The sequence below is a fragment of the Pseudomonas sp. Pseusp15 genome, from assembly GCF_059492165.1.
Genome location: NZ_CP168523.1, coordinates 124,847 through 141,842 on the forward strand (window position 1 = coordinate 124,847; position 16,996 = coordinate 141,842).

At 58.6% G+C, this 16,996-nt stretch carries 15 protein-coding genes; 7 read left to right on the plus strand and 8 right to left on the minus strand.

The features are described 5' to 3' along the window. Positions 1 to 20 precede the first annotated feature (20 nt). The 3 genes from alg8 to yaaA all read right to left on the minus strand — a co-directional run bounded on the left by alg8 (position 21) and on the right by yaaA (position 4,633). Entirely contained in the window at positions 21 to 1,502 is a 1,482-nt protein-coding gene (alg8, locus tag ACEN8R_RS00585) for a mannuronan synthase (protein ID WP_370741111.1), read from the minus strand. A 199-nt stretch (positions 1,503 to 1,701) separates the two neighbouring features. Further along, the gene (locus ACEN8R_RS00590) at positions 1,702 to 3,018 is read right to left on the minus strand and encodes a nucleotide sugar dehydrogenase (protein ID WP_018927123.1); all 1,317 of its coding nucleotides are present in this window, start codon (positions 3,016 to 3,018) and stop codon (positions 1,702 to 1,704) included. A gap of 835 nt (positions 3,019 to 3,853) precedes the next feature. Then, a complete protein-coding gene (gene yaaA, locus ACEN8R_RS00595) occupies positions 3,854 to 4,633 on the minus strand; it encodes a peroxide stress protein YaaA (RefSeq protein ID WP_111454313.1) in 780 nt (259 codons plus the stop codon). Between the two features lie 322 nt (positions 4,634 to 4,955). On the opposite strand from yaaA, the gene ACEN8R_RS00600 reads away from it, so the two are divergent. The 6 genes from ACEN8R_RS00600 to ACEN8R_RS00625 all read left to right on the plus strand — a co-directional run bounded on the left by ACEN8R_RS00600 (position 4,956) and on the right by ACEN8R_RS00625 (position 10,143). Further along, on the plus strand, positions 4,956 to 6,080 hold the full coding sequence (locus ACEN8R_RS00600) for a polysaccharide deacetylase family protein (RefSeq protein WP_018927121.1): 1,125 nt from the start codon (positions 4,956 to 4,958) through the stop codon (positions 6,078 to 6,080). Positions 6,081 to 6,415: 335 nt separating this feature from the next. Next, positions 6,416 to 7,807 (plus strand): PhoH family protein, encoded by a 1,392-nt coding sequence (locus tag ACEN8R_RS00605; protein ID WP_018927120.1) that lies wholly within the window; start codon positions 6,416 to 6,418, stop codon positions 7,805 to 7,807. A 155-nt stretch (positions 7,808 to 7,962) separates the two neighbouring features. After that, positions 7,963 to 8,436: a cyclic pyranopterin monophosphate synthase MoaC gene (gene moaC, locus ACEN8R_RS00610; RefSeq protein ID WP_028940343.1), complete on the plus strand. Its 474-nt coding sequence runs from the start codon at positions 7,963 to 7,965 to the stop codon at positions 8,434 to 8,436. Further along, positions 8,433 to 8,675: a molybdopterin converting factor subunit 1 gene (gene moaD / locus ACEN8R_RS00615; RefSeq protein ID WP_018927118.1), complete on the plus strand. Its 243-nt coding sequence runs from the start codon at positions 8,433 to 8,435 to the stop codon at positions 8,673 to 8,675. Before moaC ends, moaD begins: the two co-directional genes overlap by 4 nt. 3 nt (positions 8,676 to 8,678) lie before the next feature. After that, on the plus strand, positions 8,679 to 9,131 hold the full coding sequence (gene moaE / locus ACEN8R_RS00620) for a molybdopterin synthase catalytic subunit MoaE (RefSeq protein ID WP_018927117.1): 453 nt from the start codon (positions 8,679 to 8,681) through the stop codon (positions 9,129 to 9,131). A gap of 235 nt (positions 9,132 to 9,366) precedes the next feature. Next, a complete protein-coding gene (locus ACEN8R_RS00625) occupies positions 9,367 to 10,143 on the plus strand; it encodes an ABC transporter substrate-binding protein (protein WP_064620181.1) in 777 nt (258 codons plus the stop codon). Between the two features lie 86 nt (positions 10,144 to 10,229). Here the strand turns inward: ACEN8R_RS00625 and ACEN8R_RS00630 are convergent, their stop codons facing one another. The 5 genes from ACEN8R_RS00630 to ACEN8R_RS00650 form a co-directional block, all read right to left on the minus strand. Further along, a complete protein-coding gene (locus tag ACEN8R_RS00630; protein ID WP_018927115.1) occupies positions 10,230 to 10,871 on the minus strand; it encodes a helix-turn-helix transcriptional regulator in 642 nt (213 codons plus the stop codon). A gap of 93 nt (positions 10,872 to 10,964) precedes the next feature. Next, positions 10,965 to 12,092, minus strand: coding sequence for an NAD(P)/FAD-dependent oxidoreductase (locus ACEN8R_RS00635; protein WP_495624526.1), 1,128 nt, complete (start codon positions 12,090 to 12,092; stop codon positions 10,965 to 10,967). A 60-nt stretch (positions 12,093 to 12,152) separates the two neighbouring features. Next, positions 12,153 to 13,100, minus strand: coding sequence for an ornithine cyclodeaminase family protein (locus ACEN8R_RS00640; protein WP_495624527.1), 948 nt, complete (start codon positions 13,098 to 13,100; stop codon positions 12,153 to 12,155). A 139-nt stretch (positions 13,101 to 13,239) separates the two neighbouring features. Then, the gene (gene rhlB, locus ACEN8R_RS00645; RefSeq protein WP_018927112.1) at positions 13,240 to 14,727 is read right to left on the minus strand and encodes an ATP-dependent RNA helicase RhlB; all 1,488 of its coding nucleotides are present in this window, start codon (positions 14,725 to 14,727) and stop codon (positions 13,240 to 13,242) included. 85 nt (positions 14,728 to 14,812) lie between these two features. Next, complete coding sequence (locus ACEN8R_RS00650) at positions 14,813 to 15,469, minus strand: alpha/beta hydrolase (RefSeq protein WP_018927111.1); 657 nt, start codon at positions 15,467 to 15,469, stop codon at positions 14,813 to 14,815. A gap of 469 nt (positions 15,470 to 15,938) precedes the next feature. Here ACEN8R_RS00650 and ACEN8R_RS00655 point away from each other — a divergent pair, with 469 nt between their 5' ends. Next, a complete protein-coding gene (locus tag ACEN8R_RS00655; RefSeq protein ID WP_018927110.1) occupies positions 15,939 to 16,970 on the plus strand; it encodes an amino acid ABC transporter substrate-binding protein in 1,032 nt (343 codons plus the stop codon). Positions 16,971 to 16,996 lie beyond the last annotated feature (26 nt).

Below are 16,996 nucleotides of genomic sequence, written 5' to 3' on the forward strand. Positions count from 1 at the left end.
GTTAATTCAGGCGAGTTCGGTCAGACCATCATCAGCAGCACGGCGACAAAGATGCTGCCGGCGGAGAAGGTCATGGTCCGAGACGACCAGGTGTTGAACCAACGTTGAAAGCTGGCGAGATCACGGGTCAGAGAAGTGGGCTGGCGAGTCCAGGATTGTTGATCGAGGCGGAAGAACACGTAGATCTTCACCAGCGCGCCGACGATCTGGTTGTAATAGAGAATGGCCGGGTATGCCGGGCCGATCCGGTGACCGGAACAGGACAGCAACAGGGTCAGGATCAGGCGGGTGATGCCGATCCACAGCAGGTAAACCAGGATGAACGCGGTGCCGTACTTGAAGGTGGCGATGAGCGCCACCGTCAGGCCCAGCAGGGACGTCCACATCGACACGCGCTGATCGAACAGCACCACTGACGTGAACAGGCCGAGGCGTTTCATCCCCAGGCCCAGGGCGCGGGAGTTCTGCCGCAGGTTGTTGCCGTACCAACGGAACATCAGTTTGCGACTGGCCTTGATGAAGCTCTTTTCCGGCGGGTGTTCCACGGTATGGATCGCGGCGTCGGGCACGTAGAACGTGTCGTAACCCAGGCGCATCAGGCTGAACCAGCTCGACTTGTCGTCACCGGTCAGGAACTTGAAGCGGCCCAGGCGCCAGTGTTGCAGCGAGTCGCTTTCCACGTCGGCGATGAAGTCCGGGTTGGTGACCACGGTGGCGCGGAACACCGACATCCGGCCAGTCATGGTCAGCACGCGCTTGGACAGGGCCATGGAGCACATGTTGATGTGGCGCTGGGCGAATCGCAGTTTGTGCCATTCGCTCATGATGTAGCCGCCGCGCACTTCGCAGAACTCGTTGGTGGTCAGGCCGCCGACATTGCCGAACAGCTGGAACCACGGCACGGTCTTGAGCACGACGCCTTCGGCCAGCACGGTGTCGCCATCGATCACGGCAACCACGGCACGGTCGTCCGGCAGGTGGCGGGAGATGGCGCGGAAACCATAGGCCAGGCCGTCGCGCTTGCCGGTGCCGGGAATGCGCACGAAGTCGAGCTTGACCCGTGTCGGTGGGTTCATGCGTTTCCAGAGGCTCTTGACCAGCAGCTCATCGGACATTTCGACGATGGAGCACACCACGGTGGTCGGCAGGCCGCAGTCAATGGCCTCGCGGATCACCGAGCTGTAGACCTGCGCGGTGGTCAGCGCGTCGATACGGAAGCTGGTGACCATCAGGAACACGTGGGACGGGTCTGCCTCTTTGCCCAGCTTGCGCACTTTGCGCCGCAGGTGCGGGTAGACCACGTACAGAAACAGCATGCCGCGCAAAAAGTGCGTGGCACCCATCGAGTAGCGCCAGATACCGACGATACCGATCAGGAAGATGAAGTCCTTCGACTCGGAGTCGAATGTGGACGGAGGCAACGCCAGGGCGATGCCCATTAATAAACTTAGGTAAAACAGCCAACCGGCGGCCTGAAGTAGGCCGTGCTTTAGCCTGTGCATAATCTGCATCCGTCTCGATCTCGGGCGGAGCCCGATTGGGTTAAGGCAGGCTTGTGAAAACTGGCGCCACCCGGTTTGGATAACGCCAGAATCCCTGTAGGAGCTGGCGAAGCCTGCGATCTTTTGATCTTTCGCTTGGGATTCAAGTGAGCTGGGAAAGATCGCAGCCTCGTTTCACTCGACAGCTCCTACAGGCGTGTTACCAGCAGATACCTTCGGTGCGCTTGCTGACGCTGGTGGCTTGAGACATGAAGCCGACCAGGTCGACCACTTGCTTGCCGTGCGGTGCTTCCTGCGCCAGGGCGCGGAATTTCTCGTCACGGTTACCGAGGATGATCACGTCGGAGTTGTTGATCACGTCCTCGAAGTTCGAGTTGAGCAAGGAGGAGACGTGAGGGATCTTCGACTCGATGTAATCCTTGTTCGCACCGTGGACACGGGCGTACTCGACGTTGCTGTCGTAGATGCTCAGGTCGTAGCCCTTGCCGATCAGCATTTCCGCCAGATCGACCAGCGGGCTTTCGCGCAGGTCGTCGGTGCCGGCCTTGAAGCTCAGGCCCAGCAGGGCGACTTTGCGTTTGTCGTGGCTGGAGACGATGTCGAACGCGTTCTGTACCTGGGACTCGTTACTGCGCATCAGCGAGTTGAGCAGCGGTGCTTCGACGTCCAGGGAACCGGCGCGGTAGGTCAGGGCGCGCACATCTTTCGGCAGGCAGGAGCCGCCGAACGCGAAGCCAGGACGCATGTAGTACTGGGACAGGTTCAGTGTCTTGTCCTGGCAGACCACTTCCATCACTTCACGACCATCGACGCCGACAGCCTTGGCGATGTTGCCGATCTCGTTGGCGAAGGTCACCTTGGTGGCGTGCCACACGTTGCAGGTGTACTTGATCATCTCGGCAACGGCGATGTCCTTGCGGATGATCGGTGCGTCGAGTTCTTCGTACAGCGATTGCAGGACGTCGCCCGAAGCCTTGTCGAACTCGCCGATGACGGTCATTGGCGGCTGGTCGTAGTCGGCGATTGCGGTGCTTTCGCGCAGGAACTCAGGGTTCACGGCAACACCGAAGTCGACGCCGGCTTTCTTGCCGGAGCAGTCTTCGAGAATCGGGATGACCACGTTTGCCACGGTGCCCGGCAATACGGTGCTGCGCACGACGATGGTGTGGCGGGTGGTTTTGTCACGCAGAACAAAACCGATTTCGCGGCACACGGCCTCGATGTAGTTCAGTTCCAGGTCGCCGTTCTTTTTGCTCGGCGTGCCGACGCAGATCATCGACAGGTCGGTGTCGCGAATCGCCTCGGCGAAGTTGGTCGTGCCGCGCAGACGGCCAGTCTCGATGCCCTGTTTCAGAAGTTCGCCCAGACCGGGTTCAACGATCGGCGAACGACCGGCGTTGATCATATCGATCTTGTCTTTGGCAACATCGACGCCAACGACGTCATGGCCCCGTGCAGACAGGCAACCGGCACAGACTGCACCGACGTAACCCAAACCAAATATGCTGATGCGCATCGCATTTACCTCTCAGTTAATCAAGACTGTGTTCAACAAGCCATTACATGGCCGGAGTTAATGGTGTTCAGCGGTCATAATGCACTCGCAAGTGCGGCCTTAAAGGCGTCACAATGCCGGGTGCAGGCATACTAAGTTCCGAGTGTCTAAATAAGTGCACTCAAGAAGTGCGCAACCAGGCCTTATTGTTATGACGTGCCCTGTTATGCAGCCGACCCTCTAATCAGAGGACGTTCGTGCAAAGGTCTTGCGCGCTCAATGCCAGGCCAGAAGCCCGTAAATCAAGCGGTTGGGTGCTCGGGTGAGCACGTTTATAGGGGCGCAGCCGTGGCCTTGTAGGGGATATTAATGATGCGTTATCTCCTGTCCTTCATGTGTTGCCCAAACAAGTGATCCATAAGTTCAAGTTAATATGACAACTTCGCTATCGGGACCGCTTCTCTGTGTAAGTTATCTCGTACGTTCGCCGAGAGAATCGTTACGGGTGGTATGAGCGACGCATTTGGACATAGTTCCAGTCCACCCATCGCGATTTCTGGAATTTCTTGAAATATTGAAAAAGATGGCACTGCTTTCATATTGATAGCACTTGCCGTTTCGCCCTTTATATATAGGGTGATTATTGCCTTGGGTACTTTTTTGCCACTACTCACAAAAATTTTCAGTGCCACTACTGAAAAAAATCAGCAAAGTCGAGTGAAACAAAAGTTAGAAAATCGAGTGCTTGTTTTTTGGCGCCAATAAGTCGGCGAAAAGGGCGGGGATTGTTCGAGGATCGAAGGGGTAGCGCACGACGAAGTTGTTGGTGTCGTGCGCGAATTGAGTGCGGGTCTGGTTACTCCGGTGCGTGATCGCGCAGGAATACCAGATTGTCCGGTTTAGACTGTTCGTTGCTGTAGCGATAACCCTGAACATCGAACTGCTTGAGGGCGACCGGGTCATTGATGCGTTCTTCGATGACGAAGCGGCTCATCATCCCGCGGGCCTTTTTCGCGTAGAAGCTGATGATTTTGTACTGGCCGTTCTTCAAATCCTTGAACTCGGTATTGATGATGCGCGCGTTCAAGGCGCTGCGTTTGACCGCCGAGAAGTATTCGTTGGAGGCCAGGTTCAGCAGTACATCGTCGCCCTGATCGGCCAGCGCTTCGTTCAGCCATTCGCTGATCCGCGTGCCCCAGAAGGCATACAGATCCTTGCCACGGGCATTGGCCAGCTTGGTGCCCATCTCCAGCCGATAGGGCTGCATCAGGTCCAGAGGGCGAAGCAGGCCGTACAGGCCGGAGAGCATGCGCAAGTGCTGCTGGGCGTAATCGAAGTCGGCTTCGCTGAAGGTTTGTGCATTCAGGCCGGTGTACACGTCACCCTTGAATGCCAGCAAGGCCTGCTTGGCGTTGGCTGGGGTGAAGGCCGGGGTCCAGCTGCCGAAACGTGCGGCATTGAGGCCGCCAATCTTGTCGGAGACGTGCATCAGCTCGCTGATCTGCGCCGGTGTCAGGTCGCGCAGTTGCAGGATCAGTTCCTGGGAGTGGTCGAGGTATTGCGGCTGAGTGAAGCGCTGGGTCGCCGGCGGTGTTTCGTAATCGAGGGTCTTGGCGGGGGAAATCACCATCAGCATGAAGTCGGCTCCTTTAATCGTGGGGGCGATTCTAGGGGGTTGTCTGTGTTGACTCCAGCTATGGGTGTCATAGGTGATCGGTGGTGTCGCCAGGTTTTGTGGCAGAAGGCGATCCTGTGGCGAGGGAGCTTGCTCCCGCTTGAGCGCGAAGCGGTCGCAATACAGGCGCATGGATTTATCCAGAGAAAGTATTTGTCGGTTTGGGTCTGCTTCGCAGCCCTGCGGGAGCAAGCTCCCTCGCCACAATGAGTTCGGCGCAGATGCGGGAATTTGAACGCTATCGGCTATAGTGCCGCGCGGGTTTTGTTATGGAGACATCCCATTGCGTATCGTTTTTCTATTCTTCGCCTCGCTGTTGAGTTTCGTCGCCCAGGCGGCGCCGGGCGATGTGGCGACGCTGGATCGCAGCACCTGGCCTGAGCGGCTCAGCAACCCGACCCTGTTCGACGTTGCCTCCCGGGCCGAAATCCTCATGTTCGCCCGCGTCCTGCTCGCCAGCGAATCGCTCGATGAAGCAAGCCTGGCTCAACGCCTGGGCCTGCGCACCGTCAATCTGGAGTCGGTCAACCAGCTGCGCCAGCGCATGTGGCAGCGGTTGCTGAGCAACTACAACTTCGCCCAGCAGAGTTGCGATCAGGATGCCTCTTTCTGTTTCCTCGTCGAGGACATGGATACCTTGCGTGAGCAAGCGGCCAAGTTTCAGATCAGCAACGACAGCTACTACATCAAGTGGGCCGAGCCGAGCCGGTTGTTCCACGCCCAGTATCTGGACGAGCAATTGCGCAAGGCCGCGCTGTTCCCGCAGACCAGCAGCGAAGTCGATCGTTTTGGCGACTATGAGCGCAATGGCGATGCCATGAATGATCGCCTGTTCCTGCTGACTTTCGACAGCGCTGCCAATGCCGTGCCGGATAACACTGCCTGGGTCACCGAGTACCTGCGCAAATCGAACATGAGCGCGACGTTCTTCGTCCTCGGCAAGGACATCCAGGCCCGTCTGGCTGAAGGTTCGGCGACCAGTCTGCAAGGGACCTATTCGCAGCAATGCGTTGGTGTGCAGGGTTGGGAGTTCCGTTCCCACAGCCACTGGCAAGACTGGCAGGACTCGGTGCGGCGCAGCGCCGAGCTGGTCAAGGGCAAGCTGCCGGAGAATTACGTGCCGCTGTTTCGTCCGCCCGATGGCCAGCGTCGGTCCGATGCTGAAGGCTTCTTCAGGTCTCAGGGTTTGCAGGTGGCACTGTGGGACATCGATGCCCAGGACGGCGCCGGCAAGCTCAAGGGCAGCCAGAGTGCGCAACGGGTGCTGACCCTGATGCTGCTGTGGCGGCACGGGGTGATCAACTTCAATGTGAAGCAGGACGCGCTGAAAACCGCGATGCCCTGGCTCATCACGCAAACGGCGCCAAGCGGGATCGGTTGGGAAAACTGTCAGGACGCGTTTCGCTGAAACGGGGAAAGCCCGTAAACATTGGGGCAGGGACGTTTTTGGAGGAGATTTCGATGCAGGCGGACTTCCGACTTTAGCGGGGTGCTGGCAGTCCGCCAAGTGCTATTGGTCATTCTGAAAAATAAACTTCAAAAAAACGTCAAAGTGCTTTTTTCTGTCATGTGTTTTGGAGTATTACGAAGACAGACCGCCGAAACCTGCAACACAGGTGGCGTCTTCCAAGACTCCGTTTGGGTTGCAATCACTTGAGTCTGAGCAGGTGATTTCGGTGGCCACTTCGAGGCGCAGCACTGTCATGGTATTGCGTCGACTGGCTCCCACAAAGGTGACCGAGTATGGATGATCACGGACGTAGCCCTTCCAACCAGCCAATCCTTTATGTACTCGATACCAACGTATTGATTCACGATCCAAACGCCCTGCTTAACTTCGAAGAACACCACGTCGCGATCCCAATGACCGTGCTTGAAGAGCTGGACAAGCTCAAGAGCGGGCCTCACAGCGTTGCAGCGGAATGCCGCCAGGCCATTCGGCTGATCGACAAGACCCTGGGCGATGCCAGCCCTGAAGACGTCGAACTCGGCGTTCCGATCCAGCGTGGCAAGGGCGGGCCCAAGGGCTTGCTGTCAATTCTGATGAGCAAGCGTGCCGAGCCGAACATCATTCTGCCCGAGCACCTGAACGACAACATCATCATCAACCAGCTGATCGACCTGCGCGCGCGTGATGCAAAACTGCCCGTGGTGCTGGTCACAAAAGACATCAACATGCGCCTCAAGGCCCGGGCTTGTGGGATCGCGGCCGAGGACTACAGTACCGACCAACTGGTCGACGACGTTTCGTTGCTGCCCAACGGTTACCACAACATGACCGGCTCCTTCTGGGACCGGGTGAGTAAAGTCGAAACCCGGCAGGATCATGGTCGCACCTGGCATCAGGTGCAGCTGATCGACAACCTGCCTGCCGTGCACGTTAACGAGTTCATCATCGACGAACAGGGCTTTGTCGGCTGGATCAAGGAAATCCAGGTCGACAAATTGTTGATCCTCGACCTGCATCAGGAGCCTCTGTTGCACCAGGAAGCCTGGGGCCTGAAACCGCGTGACATCTATCAAAGCCTGGCGCTGTACGCCTTGCTCGATCCGGACATTCATCTGGTGAACCTGTCCGGCGCGGCCGGTTCCGGTAAAACCATCCTGGCCCTGGCGGCGGCCATCGAGCAGACCATGGTCAGCAAACGCTACCGGCGCATCATTGCCACCCGCAGCGTGCAGGGGCTCGACCAGGAAATCGGTTTCCTGCCCGGCACCGAAGCGGAAAAGATGGAGCCTTGGCTGGGCGCCATCACCGACAACCTCGAAGCCTTGCACATGGATGACGAAAACACCCATGGCAGCGTCGACTACATCCTCAGCAAAGTGCCGTTGCAGTTCAAATCCCTCAACTACATTCGAGGCCGTAGCTTCCAGCAGAGTCTGATCCTGATCGATGAATGCCAGAACCTCACGCCGCACCAGATGAAAACCATCATCACCCGTGCTGGCGCCGGTTCCAAAGTGGTGTGCCTGGGCAACCTGGCGCAAATCGACACCCCTTACCTGTCCGCGACCAGCTCCGGGCTGACGTACCTGACCGAACGCTTCAAAGACTTCCCCAACGGTGTACACATCACCCTGCAAGGGGTGCCACGTTCGATTCTGGCCGAATACGCCGAATCGCATCTGTAACCTTGAACCACAAAAACGGGGCGACCTCACGGGTCGCCCCGTTTTTTGTGTCCCGCATTTCCTCTGTAGGAGCGAGGCATGTCGATCGGATAATCGTGCGTGCGGAAAATTGACCCGCAGGTTTACAATCGATGCTCCTGATCAGGAGTAACGCTGTGCTGACTCATCTCGATTCCCAAGGTCGCGCCAATATGGTCGACGTCACCGAAAAAGCCGTGACGTTCCGCGAAGCGACGGCCCAAGCGCTGGTGCGCATGCTGCCCGAAACCCTGCAGTTGATCGTCAGCGGCGGTCATCCCAAGGGTGATGTGTTCGCCGTGGCGCGGATCGCCGGTATCCAGGCGGCGAAGAAAACCAGCGATCTGATTCCTCTGTGCCATCCGTTGATGCTCACCGGCGTCAAGGTCGAACTCAGTGCCGAAGGCGACGACACCGTGCGCATCGTGGCGCGCTGCAAGTTGTCCGGGCAGACCGGTGTCGAGATGGAAGCACTGACCGCCGCCAGTGTCGCGGCGTTGACCATCTATGACATGTGCAAGGCCGTGGACCGCGGCATGACCATCGAGAGCGTGCGGCTGCTGGAAAAACTCGGCGGCAAGAGCGGCCATTTTCAGGCGGAGCAGCCATGAACGTGACCGTGAAGTTTTTTGCCCGTTACCGTGAGGCGCTCGGCGTGGATTCAGTGAAGGTTGAAGGTGATTTCGCCACGGTTGACGATGTGCGTGCACTGCTGGCCCAACGTGAAGGCGCCGAAGTGTTGAGCGAGCAGAACCTGATGTGCGCCCGCAATGAAGACCTCTGCCAGCTCGATGAACCGGTCGGCGATGGCGATGAAGTGGCTTTCTTTCCAACCGTGACCGGGGGCTGAGCCATGGCGATTCGTGTGCAGCCCACGCCGTTCGACCCGGGCGCTGAGGTCAACGCCATGCACGCGGCCAATGTGGGCGTCGGTGCGGTGGTGAGTTTTGTCGGCTATGTACGCGACTTCAATGACGGCCTCGACGTCGCCGGGATGTTTCTGGAGCACTACCCGGGCATGACCGAAAAAGCCCTGGGCAAGATTGCCGCGGAGGCCGAGCAGCGCTGGCCGCTGTTGAAGCTGGAAGTGCTGCATCGCATCGGCGCGCTGGAGCCGGGCGAGCCGATCGTCTTCGTCGGTGCCGCCAGCGCCCATCGTCAGGCAGCGTTCGATGCCTGCGCCTTTGTCATGGACTACCTGAAAACCCGCGCGCCATTCTGGAAGAAAGAAAACACTAGTGATGGCGCGCGCTGGGTTGAAGGGCGCGACAGCGATCATGCGGCGGCGGATCGCTGGAAGCAGTAATTCCTCCAGTGCTTTCGAATACGCCTTCGCGGTCCGACCTGTCCGCGAAGAGGCCTTCTGCACCCAAAAATCCACTGATTCCCCTCCCGACCAGAGGCTGGAAGATCTGTATGCGCCCGATTGACGGGTAATACATAAAAGTCCAGTATGGATTTATAAGTACAAAAAAGGCGTTCCCTGTTTCAGCTTTTTCTTCTGTCTTGCCAAACCAACAACAACCCGCGAGAGAACGAACATGAAGAAATTCCCCCTCATCACCGGTCTGGCCCTGAGCCTGTTGGCGTGCAGTAGCGTGTTCGCTGCCGAGAAAAGCCTGCGTATCGGTATTGAAGCGGCTTATCCGCCGTTCGCATCGAAAACCGACAAAGGTGAAATTGTCGGTTTCGACTACGACATCGGCAACGCCCTGTGCGCGCAGATGAAGGTCAAGTGTGTATGGGTCGAAGGCGAATTCGACGGTCTGATTCCTTCCCTCAAAGTGAAGAAAATCGACATGGCGCTGTCGTCCATGACCATCAATGAAGACCGTAAGAAGTCGGTGGATTTCACCCACAAGTACTACTTCACCTCATCGCGACTGGTGATGAAGGAAGGCGCGGCGGTCGATGACCAGTACGCCAGCCTCAAGGGCAAGACAGTCGGCGTTCAACGCGCAACCACTACCGACCGTTACGCCACCGAGGTTTTCGAACCGAAGGGCATCAACGTCAAGCGTTACGGCAACAACGAAGAAATCTACATGGACCTGGCGGCAGGTCGCCTCGATGCCATTTTTGCCGACACCATTCCATTGAGTGATTTCCTGTCCATGCCGCGCGGCAAGGGTTACGCCTTTGTCGGGCCGGAACTCAAGGATCCGAAATACGTGGGTGAGGGCGCCGGGATTGCCGTGCGCAAGGGCAACACCGAGTTGGTCAGTGAACTGAACGCGGCCATCGACGGCATTCGCGCCAATGGCGAATACCAGAAGATTTCGGAGAAGTACTTCAAGTCCGACATCTACGGCGATTGATCGGAAAAAGATCGCAGCCTTCGGCAGCTCCTAAAGAGGACCACATTTCTCTGTAGGAGCTGGCGCAGCCTGCGATCTTTTGATTTTCAGCCCTTCAATTCCTTCAAATGCTTGTACACCGTCGCCCGGCCCATGTTCAGCACATTGGCCACGTAGTTGGAGGCGCTTTTGCCTTTGAAGGCGCCTTCGGCGTGCAGCGCCAGCACCAGTTCGCGTTTGTGGTCGCGGGTCAGCACATTAAGGCTCAACTGGCGCTCGCGCAGCCAGGCATGCAGAAAAGTGTTGATCCGTTCCTGCCAGTCATCGCGAAACAGTGAGTCCGGTTGCGGAATCAGCTTGGTCGGCGACAGGAACAAATCCAGCGCCGCCTTCGCGTTCTCGAACAACGAGATATTCAGGTTGATGCACAGCACTGCCAGCGGTTGCCCTTCGCTGTCGCGCAGCACGCTGCTGAGGCTGCGAATCTTCTGGCCGTCCCAGTTGAGCTTTTCGTACGGCCCGATGTTTCGTTCACTGACCTCTTCGCTGAGCATGTCCTCCAGCGACGAGTCGTCTCCAATTTCCCGTTTGGACAGGTTGTTGGCGATGTAGTCGACCTTTTGTGTGCGCAGGTCGTGCAGCACCACCTCGGCGTGAGGGAAGAACAACGTGGCGATGGCATCGGCAATCGCGCGGAAGTTGTCCATGGACACATTGTCCAGGGCCGAGTTTTTTTCAGGTGCGTTCATACAGTGGAGCTCCAGGCCAGCGTCAGTGCCCCTTTAAAAAGGGGCACTGGAAGTTTGCCGCAATCGTGTGGGCACGTCACCTGAGGATCAGGATCAACCCAGGCGGGCGGGGGAGAGCATCGCGGCGTCCAGACCGAAACGGGTGAGCTGTTCGGGCAAGGCTTCGCCGCGTACCAGTGCAGCACTGGCCTGGCCCATGGCCGGTGACGTCTGGATGCCGTAGCCGCCTTGTCCCGCCACCCAGAACAGGCCCGATACGTGTTGATCGAAGCCGGACAGCAAATCCCCGTCGTGCACGAAACTGCGCAAGCCGGCCCAGGTGCGGGTCGGGCGGCGGATGGTCAGGGTGGTGGCCTCTTCGATCTGGTAGATGCCCATGGCGATGTCCAGTTCTTCGGGCTGCACGTCGTGCGGTTCCACCGGGTCGGCGTTGGCCGGTGAGCCGAGGAACATGCCGGCGTCGGGTTTCATGTAGAACGATTCATCGAGACTGACCAGCATTGGCCAGTCATGGCTATCCAGGCCCTCGGGGCCGGCGAAGATAAAGGCTGTCCGGCGCTTGGGTTGCAGGCCCAGAGGCTGTGCGCCGGCCAGCTCGCCAACCTTGTCGGCCCAGGCGCCGGCGGCGTTGATGATGATCGGGGCGCTGAAGGTCTGAGTGGCGGTTTGAACCTGCCATAGCCCTTCGGTATCCCGGGCCAGGCTCAGCACTTCACTGTCGGTATGCACCTCGCCTTTATTGCGCCGGATACTGCGCAGATAGCCTTGGTGCAGGGCATCGGTATCGATGTCGCTGGCGGTTGGGTCGTAGATCGCGCCATGGACTTTTTCCCGACGCAGGATCGGCAGACGCGCACAGGCTTCGTCGGCGCTGAGCAGTTGCATCTGCGGCACGGTGGCTTTGGCGCTCAGGTATTGATTGTTCAACTCGGCCGGATCGCCAGTGAAGTCGACGGTCATCTCACCGCGCGGGGTCAGCAGCGGGTGTTCGCAGAAACCGGGCGGTGGTGCATCGAAGAAATCGCGGCTGGCCAGGGTCAATGCCCGAACCTGGGGCGTGCCGTAGGCGGCGGTGTAGAGCGCCGCCGAGCGTCCGGTGGAGTGATAGGCCGGATGGGATTCGCGCTCGAGCACAATCACCCGTCCGTGCTGCGACAGCCAGAAACCGGTGGAAGCACCGGCAATCCCGCCGCCGATAATGATGAAATCTGCCTGGCTCATGAACGTCTCCTGATGGGGCGTAAATGCCGAAATTGTTGGGGATCCCTGTGGGAGCGGGTGTTAGCCCAGTAGGCGGTAAATGGCATTGGCCAGTGCGATGTCTTCCAGGCCCAGGCCGATGGAGCGGAAAAACACAGGTCGGTCGTAGTCCGGGCGCTGCACTTTTTCGCTGAGCAAGTCGGGCAGGTCGCCGACTATCGAGCGCTTGTCCCAGCCATGCTGTTCACCGGCGATCAGCATTTCGCCGGCCGAGCCCGGGGTCGTCTGGCGATAGTCGCAGAATACCTGCATGTCATTGAGGCTCTGCGGCGGCACTTCATGGGCACGCGGAGCATTGGTGCTGATGGACGTGATCAGCGCCGGTTTGCTCAGAATAGACGGGTCGATCACCGGTCCGGCGGACGAAGTGCAAAGCATGATTACGTCAGCGTCTTGTATCGCGTTGTCGCAACTGTCGGCGAGGGTCAGCCGTGGATCGAGGCTTTCGAGTTGCGCCAGCGTTTCGGCGTTCTTGCCGCGCAAGCTCGGTGAATACAGGCTGATGCTTTGCCAGTCTCGCAGGTTCTTCACATAGTGCAGGTGCGCCTGGGCCACTTTGCCGCTGCCGATGATCGCCAGGCGTTGGACCTTCAGCGGTGCGAGGGCATCGACCGCCACCGCCGTCGTCGCCGCGGTGCGTGCGGTGGTCAGTTCACCGGCATCGCAGAGCAGCAGCGGCTGGCCGGTCTGCATCGACATCAGCAGCGTCCAGGCGGTCACCAATGGGCCTTGCTCACGCACGATGTAGGGCGACGTCTTGACGCCATACACGCCGTCTTCGGCCAGCACGCCCAAGTAGTTGATGAAGTCCCCGGCACCTTTCGGGAATTCCACCAACTGCTGGGCCGGTTGCACGGCTTGCCCGGCGGCCAGGTCGCGGAACAGCTTGCGCAGGATCTGCGGCACGTCGACTTGCGCCAACAGTTCGCGGGCCTGGGGTTGGGTGATCACGTAAGGCGTGCTGGGCATGGTCGACTCCGGGTGCTGAAAGTAAACTAATTTGTCCATTATGGACTTTTAGTTGTCTCGAGCAAGCTCCTGTTGAAAAAACCGGACGAAAAAAAAGCGCAGTCCGTCTCCGGCTGCGCCTTTTATTCTGCGACCTTTGTTATGGGCGCTTGCGCTCAACCGCCCGCAGCAGATGCGTCGGTGGCGTTTCACAACTGATCTTGCGACCCAGCAGCGCCTCGATGGACGGTAGCTGGTAGGAGTCGTCTTCACCGGCAAAGCTGATGGACACACCATCGGCGCCGGCACGGCCAGTACGACCGATGCGGTGCACGTAGTCGTCCGGGACTTCCGGCAGGGTGAAGTTGATCACGTGGCTGATGCCGTCGATGTGAATGCCGCGACCGGCCACGTCGGTGGCGACCAAAACCCGGATCTTGCCTTCGCGGAAACCTTCCAGGGTCTTGATACGCTTGTGCTGCGGCACATCGCCGGACAGTTGCGCGGCGTTGACGCCATCGCGCACCAGGCGTTCTTCGATGCGCCGCACTTCGTCCTTGCGGTTGGCGAAGACCATCACCCGTTCCCAGCCGTTATCGTTGACCAGGTTATAGAGCAGTTTGTACTTGTCGGCGCCGGCCACTGCGTAGATGTGTTGCTCGACGTTTTCGCTGGCCACGTTCTGCGCTTCGATCTCGACGATCGACGGGTCGGTGGTCCATTGCTTGGCCAGGTTCATCACGTCGTCGGTGAAGGTCGCGGAGAACAGCAGCGTCTGACGCTCGTTCTTCGGTGGAGTCTGGCGAATGATCTGACGCACCTGCGGGATGAAACCCATGTCGAGCATCCGGTCGGCTTCGTCCAGCACCATGACTTCGACCATGTCCAGGTGCACGTCGCCGCGCTGGTTGAAGTCGAGCAAGCGGCCCGGAGTGGCCACGAGGATGTCGCAGTGACGGGCTTCGAGGTGCTTGAGCTGCTTGTCGAAGTCCATGCCGCCGACAAACGTCATGACGTTGAGGCCGGTGTACTTGGTCAGGTCGGCCGCGTCCTTGGCGATTTGCACCACCAGTTCCCGGGTCGGGGCGATGATCAATGCTCGCGGTTCACCCATGTAGCGTTCTTTGGGTGGCGGGGTTTGCAGCAGCTGCGTGATGATCGAAATCAGGAACGCGGCGGTTTTGCCGGTACCGGTCTGGGCGCGACCGATGGCGTCTTTGCCCGCGAGGGTGAAGCCAAGCACCTGTGCCTGGATCGGCGTGCAATAAGGAAAGCCCAGGTCCTGAATGGCGTGCATCAGTTCGGGGGCGAGTTTGAAATCGTGGAAGCGGGTTTTGCCTTCCTGGGGTTCGACGACGAAGTCTTCGAGTTTCCAGGGGATGACCGGCGCCTTTGGCTTCGGTTCGCGGCGTGGTTTTGCCGGTTTCGGGGCTTCGCTGCGCGGCTGTTCAGAGGCAATGGCCGGAGCAGAGGGGGCGGTCGGTGTGGTCACCGGCTCGTGTTTCGGTGCCGCTACGGTTGCGGTCCGGCCAGGCTGATTACCGTCGGTACGGTGGCTGGGGGTATGAGAAGGAGCGCTGGAGCCTGGCGCGAGCTGCTCAGCCTCGCTTTTACCGAACATTTTCTTGAGTGCTTTGAGCACGGTCATCTCATCAATTGGTTAAGGAATGTACGCCGGCCAGTGTAATGCAAGAATCGGGCGCGGCGTAGTGCGATGGATCAAAGGGTAGCTTTTAGCGCAAACGCTCGGCGAGCCAGACGCCGATGTCGCGAATTTCTTCGGGTAACACTTCGTGGCCCATTGGGTATTCCTGCCATGTCACGGTGACACCATGCTGCTTTAAATACTCGTAGGCGGTCCGGCCCATGGAGTTTTGCACGACGTCATCATACTGACCATGCAACGACAACACGGGAATGCGCTGCTGGCTGGCGGAAAGCTCCAGTTCATCGCTGAATGTCGGGGCATAAGTCGAGAGCGCAAGTACACCGCCCAACGGTCCCTGCCATTTCAGGAAGGCTGTGTGCAAAACCACGGCGCCGCCCTGGGAAAAACCGGCGAGAAAGATCCGCGAGGCGTCTATTCCGCCGGCCTTCTGCACTTCAATCAAATTCACGACCCGTTGCGCGGACTCCTCCAACTGCTCGCGGCTGATGGCGCGTGCCGGGCTCATGGCCAATATGTCGTACCAGCTTGGCATCTCGTAGCCACCATTAATGGTGACGGCGCGGGTCGGAGCCTGGGGCAAAACGAAACGGGTAGTGAGCAGGTTTTCCTGTAACGCTTCAGCTACCGGCAAAAAATCGTAGCGGTCGGCACCCAGCCCATGCAGCCAGATTACGCAGGCGTCTGCGGGCTTGACGGGTTGAAGAATCAGGGGCTCGGTCATGTCTGCTCCATTGTTGTGCGTGCGCTCTCATTGTGTGCGAGGTTCGAGTGCGCCATCGGTTGATCAGTTAAGAAGATGTCGCAAGGTTGAAAGTTTTGCTATTGACCTGTCGCTGAATCGCTTTAGCGAGCGGTCTGGTACGGGCTTTGCTATGGGGAACCCTGTGCAACCAATCTCGTGCCTGGCGGTAACACTATCAGTGTATGGCTAGTCGTGGGATAGCAAAGAATCCGGTGATGGATGTTCGCCAGTGGCCGCTACGGGCTTCGCGAACGTGAAAGGGCTACAGCCCGTTCGGCCGATTGGTGAGAAGTGAGTTATCCATGATGTGGATTTTCTCCTACTAGACTCATAGCGACGGTCCTTACGTCGGTTGACCCTAAAAAAAGCCAACAAGGGTCAGCAACGCCTCAAAAGGGTGCGACAGGGCTCAAGCTCCGACACAACAAGAGCAAAACTGGAGGTTTGAATGAAGATGTTGAAATCCACCCTGGCCGTCGTGACTGCAGCTGCAGTGCTCGGTGTCAGTGGGTTCGCTCAGGCGGGTGCAACCCTGGATGCAGTGCAGAAGAAAGGTTTTGTACAGTGCGGTGTGAGTGACGGTTTGCCGGGTTTCTCGGTTCCGGACTCTACCGGCAAGATCGTTGGCATCGATGCTGACTTCTGCCGCGCTGTAGCTGCTGCAGTGTTTGGTGATGCGACCAAGGTCAAATTCAGCCAGTTGAATGCCAAGGAGCGTTTCACTGCTCTGCAATCCGGCGAAATCGACATGCTGTCGCGCAACTCCACCATGACCAGCTCCCGTGATGCGGGCATGGGCCTGAAGTTTCCTGGCTTCATCACCTATTACGACGGCGTAGGCTTCCTGGCCAACAGCAAGCTGGGCGTGAAAAGTGCCAAGGAACTGGATGGCGCGACCATCTGTATTCAAGCCGGTACCACCACCGAGCTGAACGTGTCCGACTACTTCCGCGCCAACGGCCTGAAGTACACCCCGATCACCTTCGACACTTCCGATGAAAGCGCCAAGTCGCTGGAATCCGGTCGTTGCGACGTGCTGACCTCCGACAAGTCCCAGTTGTATGCACAGCGCAGCAAACTGGCCTCGCCGAAAGATTACATCGTTCTGCCTGAAACCATCTCCAAAGAGCCTTTGGGGCCGGTCGTGCGTAACGGCGACGATGAGTGGCTGGCAATCGTTCGTTGGGTTGGCTACGCGATGCTCAACGCAGAAGAAGCCGGTATCTCTTCGAAGAACGTCGAGGCAGAAGCCAAGTCGACCAAGAACCCGGACGTTGCTCGTCTGCTGGGCGCCGACGGTGAGTACGGCAAGGATCTGAAGCTGCCGAAAGACTGGGTGGTGAAAATCGTCAAGCAGGTCGGTAACTACGGCGAAGTCTTCGAGAGAAACCTCGGCAAGGGCACTCCGCTGGAAATCGATCGTGGCTTGAACGCCCTGTGGACCAACGGCGGCATTCAATACGCACCACCAGTGCGCTGATGGTTCTATCGCCCGGTGGGCCAACC

What these genes read in the sequence shown, in the direction of transcription:
- ACEN8R_RS00650 (WP_018927111.1), bottom strand. Translation starts at nt 15,469, where the DNA reads ATGACCGAGCCCCTGATTCTTCAACCCGTCAAGCCCGCAGACGCCTGC.
- ACEN8R_RS00625 (WP_064620181.1), top strand. Translation starts at nt 9,367, where the DNA reads ATGAAGAAATTCCCCCTCATCACCGGTCTGGCCCTGAGCCTGTTGGCG.
- moaE (WP_018927117.1), top strand. Translation starts at nt 8,679, where the DNA reads ATGGCGATTCGTGTGCAGCCCACGCCGTTCGACCCGGGCGCTGAGGTC.
- rhlB (WP_018927112.1), bottom strand. Translation starts at nt 14,727, where the DNA reads ATGACCGTGCTCAAAGCACTCAAGAAAATGTTCGGTAAAAGCGAGGCT.
- yaaA (WP_111454313.1), bottom strand. Translation starts at nt 4,633, where the DNA reads ATGCTGATGGTGATTTCCCCCGCCAAGACCCTCGATTACGAAACACCG.
- ACEN8R_RS00605 (WP_018927120.1), top strand. Translation starts at nt 6,416, where the DNA reads ATGGATGATCACGGACGTAGCCCTTCCAACCAGCCAATCCTTTATGTA.
- ACEN8R_RS00635 (WP_495624526.1), bottom strand. Translation starts at nt 12,092, where the DNA reads ATGAGCCAGGCAGATTTCATCATTATCGGCGGCGGGATTGCCGGTGCT.
- alg8 (WP_370741111.1), bottom strand. Translation starts at nt 1,502, where the DNA reads ATGCACAGGCTAAAGCACGGCCTACTTCAGGCCGCCGGTTGGCTGTTT.
- ACEN8R_RS00655 (WP_018927110.1), top strand. Translation starts at nt 15,939, where the DNA reads ATGAAGATGTTGAAATCCACCCTGGCCGTCGTGACTGCAGCTGCAGTG.
- ACEN8R_RS00590 (WP_018927123.1), bottom strand. Translation starts at nt 3,018, where the DNA reads ATGCGCATCAGCATATTTGGTTTGGGTTACGTCGGTGCAGTCTGTGCC.
- ACEN8R_RS00640 (WP_495624527.1), bottom strand. Translation starts at nt 13,100, where the DNA reads ATGCCCAGCACGCCTTACGTGATCACCCAACCCCAGGCCCGCGAACTG.
- ACEN8R_RS00630 (WP_018927115.1), bottom strand. Translation starts at nt 10,871, where the DNA reads ATGAACGCACCTGAAAAAAACTCGGCCCTGGACAATGTGTCCATGGAC.
- moaD (WP_018927118.1), top strand. Translation starts at nt 8,433, where the DNA reads ATGAACGTGACCGTGAAGTTTTTTGCCCGTTACCGTGAGGCGCTCGGC.